Source organism: Bartonella saheliensis, from assembly GCF_902162175.1.
The window spans coordinates 1-2,564 of record NZ_LR607283.1 but is presented as its reverse complement, the minus strand read 5'-3'; the positions used below and the strand labels follow the sequence as shown (position 1 = coordinate 2,564).

Sequence of the window (2,564 nt, the reverse complement as noted above, 5' to 3'; positions counted from 1 at the left end):
TTAAAGGCAATAGAAAAATTTATAAAGATAGTGATGTTAGTGAACAAAGCACAAATAAAGCAGCATAATTGAACGCGCGGGCGCGGCGGGGGCGTCTCTCTTTCAAATTTTCCATTCCAAATTTTAGCAAATCTTTATCACATTAGATTGTGAGGGTGTCCTTATGTGCAAAAAATATGAATTAACTAGCGAAATCAAAAAAATTAAACATGCACTTACTCGTAATATTATTAACCTTTATCGCATTCGGGCTTTAAAAGATTTTGATGATGTCAAAGCTGGTTCTTTGGGTGGCTTTATTGAAAAGGAAGCCAATCTTTCTCATGATGGCAATTGCTGGGTGTATGATGATGCTTGTGTCTATGGTCATGCCCGTGTTTATGACAATGCAAAAATACGGCATTTTTCTCAAGTGTGTGGTCAAGTCTATGGGAATTGTGAAATCTATGGCAAGGCTTTCATCTCTCAATATGCAAGGGTTTATGACCATGCTTGTGTCTATGGCAATGCCCGTGTTTATGGCAATGTTTATGGGTATGCCCATGTAACTGGGGGTGCTTGCATTTTTGCTGATGCTCATATTTATGATCATGCGCATGTTTCTTATGATGCTACGGTTTTTAGTTATGCAAGGGTTTATGGTCGTGCCATTGTTGCTGGCTCGGCTCGTATTCATAGCTATGCTGAGGTTTATAATAATGCCTTTATTAATGGTCGTGCAAAAATACATGGCAAGGTCTATGGTGGTGCTTTGGTGGGTGGTTGTGCTGAAATTTATGGCTCTGTTTTTGGCAATGCCAAGGTTTTATTCTATACCAAGGTCTGGGGTCGTGCTTATGGCAATGCGAAATTAACCAAGAAAAGCAAAGTAAGGGAAGTTCCTATAAATTATGAGGTTTATGAAAGCGATCATGTCATCAAGATTATTGATAAAACAGAATAAAAAACAGCGCTTGGGGGGCGCCTTTAATGGCTACAAACGCATTATAAGATACATTGTTTAAAACGTATCATAAAAGAGAGAGTTCAAAAAGAAAGCCGTGCCAATTGATATGACGTGGCTTTCAAATTTTGATTCTAATGATTTAATAATCATCCACAATGGAGTAATGAATGCATATATACAAAACGTATCATATTGCAAGTGTTCTATTGTTTTTATGAAAACTTATCAAAAGAACCGTAAATGATGGGTATAATTTTGATAGCATTCATTTGAATAAGAGAAACTATAAACGCTTGTTATAACTATCAAACGTATTAATCATAACGCCCTTTTCTTTAAAGAAATTCATTTGAAAAAAATACATAATCACAATGCTTTTTAAAAATATTTCAATATGCTGACCTCGAAGTTGAGTTGAGTGAATTAAAATAACTGATATTCTAAAATCAAAACCTATCAAACAAATCAAAACGTTTTTATCAAATCTAAGGCTTTTAAATTGGCTCTGCTATGAAATCTAGATCTTTGCTTTTTGATAAATGAGACGTTTTTAAAAACAAATGATAACTGAGATAATTGTTATAAAAAGAGGTTTTAAACGTTTCTTATAAAGATCTCATTTTATGTTTCAAACGTTTAAACGTTCATTTAAAGAGGTTATCATAAGCGTATTTTCATTGTGCACTTAAACATAATTGCCTTGCAAATTAACCAGCTCAATTTTGAGTTCGTTATCTTTAGAATTAAGCATTTCTAACTTAGTATTATTAAAATAAGCACTTGAAATTATACCTATATAGGTATATTAATAATCATGAGTAAAATAAAACGTATCATATGGCTTGGATCTTCACTCAAAGATATAAAAAGTCTTCCTGATCTTATTCAACAAAGGATTGGTTATGCTCTTTATCTTGCTCAGATAGGAGATAAAGGAGAAAATGTTAAGGTTCTCAAGGGGTTTGGATCTGCCAATGTTCTAGAAATTATTGAACGTGATATTCAAGGAACTTATCGCGCCGTTTATACAGTAAAATATAAAAAATCTCTTTATGTGTTGCATTGTTTTCAGAAAAAATCGACCCATGGTATTGCAACACCAAAACCAGACATAAATCTGATTAAAGAACGTCTCAAATTAGCAGAACAATTAGAAGGAGATTAAAATGATCAATGTTTTTCACGGGAGTTCCAATGTTTATACGGATCTTGGTTTTTCAGATTCTAGAGAGATGCTTATCAAAGCGCAACTTGCACATAAGATTACTCAAATTCTGAAAGAAAAAAACTTAACACAAAAGCAAGCTAGTCAACTTTTAAAAATGACTCAACCAAAATTGTCTAAACTTTTAAGTGGAGAATTTCGAGGGATTAGTGAAATGAAAATGCTTGAGTGTTTGGCAAAATTGGGAAATGATATCAAGATTGTTGTAAGTTCAGAAAAAGTTAAAACGCTTGAAGGACAATTTGAAGTTGTTTTTGCTTCTTAAACCTCTTTATGATTTGTTTTTATGCTCTATTCGTACATAGCAATTATTTATAAACAATGGTCAATTTAAACATGTATAAAAGTGTGGATTCTTAATTGGATTCATATAAAATAATTTCACATAAATTA

Annotated in this window: 3 protein-coding genes; all 3 read left to right on the top strand. The window is 32.7% G+C overall.

Annotated elements, in window-relative coordinates; all coding sequences use genetic code 11:
- Positions 1 to 163 precede the first annotated feature (163 nt).
- The 3 genes from FS875_RS09640 to FS875_RS09630 all read left to right on the top strand — a co-directional run bounded on the left by FS875_RS09640 (position 164) and on the right by FS875_RS09630 (position 2,436).
- On the top strand, positions 164 to 943 hold the full coding sequence (locus FS875_RS09640) for a hypothetical protein (protein WP_144756182.1): 780 nt from the start codon (positions 164 to 166) through the stop codon (positions 941 to 943).
- Positions 944 to 1,760: 817 nt separating this feature from the next.
- Positions 1,761 to 2,111: a type II toxin-antitoxin system RelE/ParE family toxin gene (locus FS875_RS09635; RefSeq protein WP_144756179.1), complete on the top strand. Its 351-nt coding sequence runs from the start codon at positions 1,761 to 1,763 to the stop codon at positions 2,109 to 2,111.
- Position 2,112: 1 nt separating this feature from the next.
- Positions 2,113 to 2,436 (top strand): helix-turn-helix domain-containing protein, encoded by a 324-nt coding sequence (locus FS875_RS09630; protein ID WP_144756176.1) that lies wholly within the window; start codon positions 2,113 to 2,115, stop codon positions 2,434 to 2,436.
- Positions 2,437 to 2,564 lie beyond the last annotated feature (128 nt).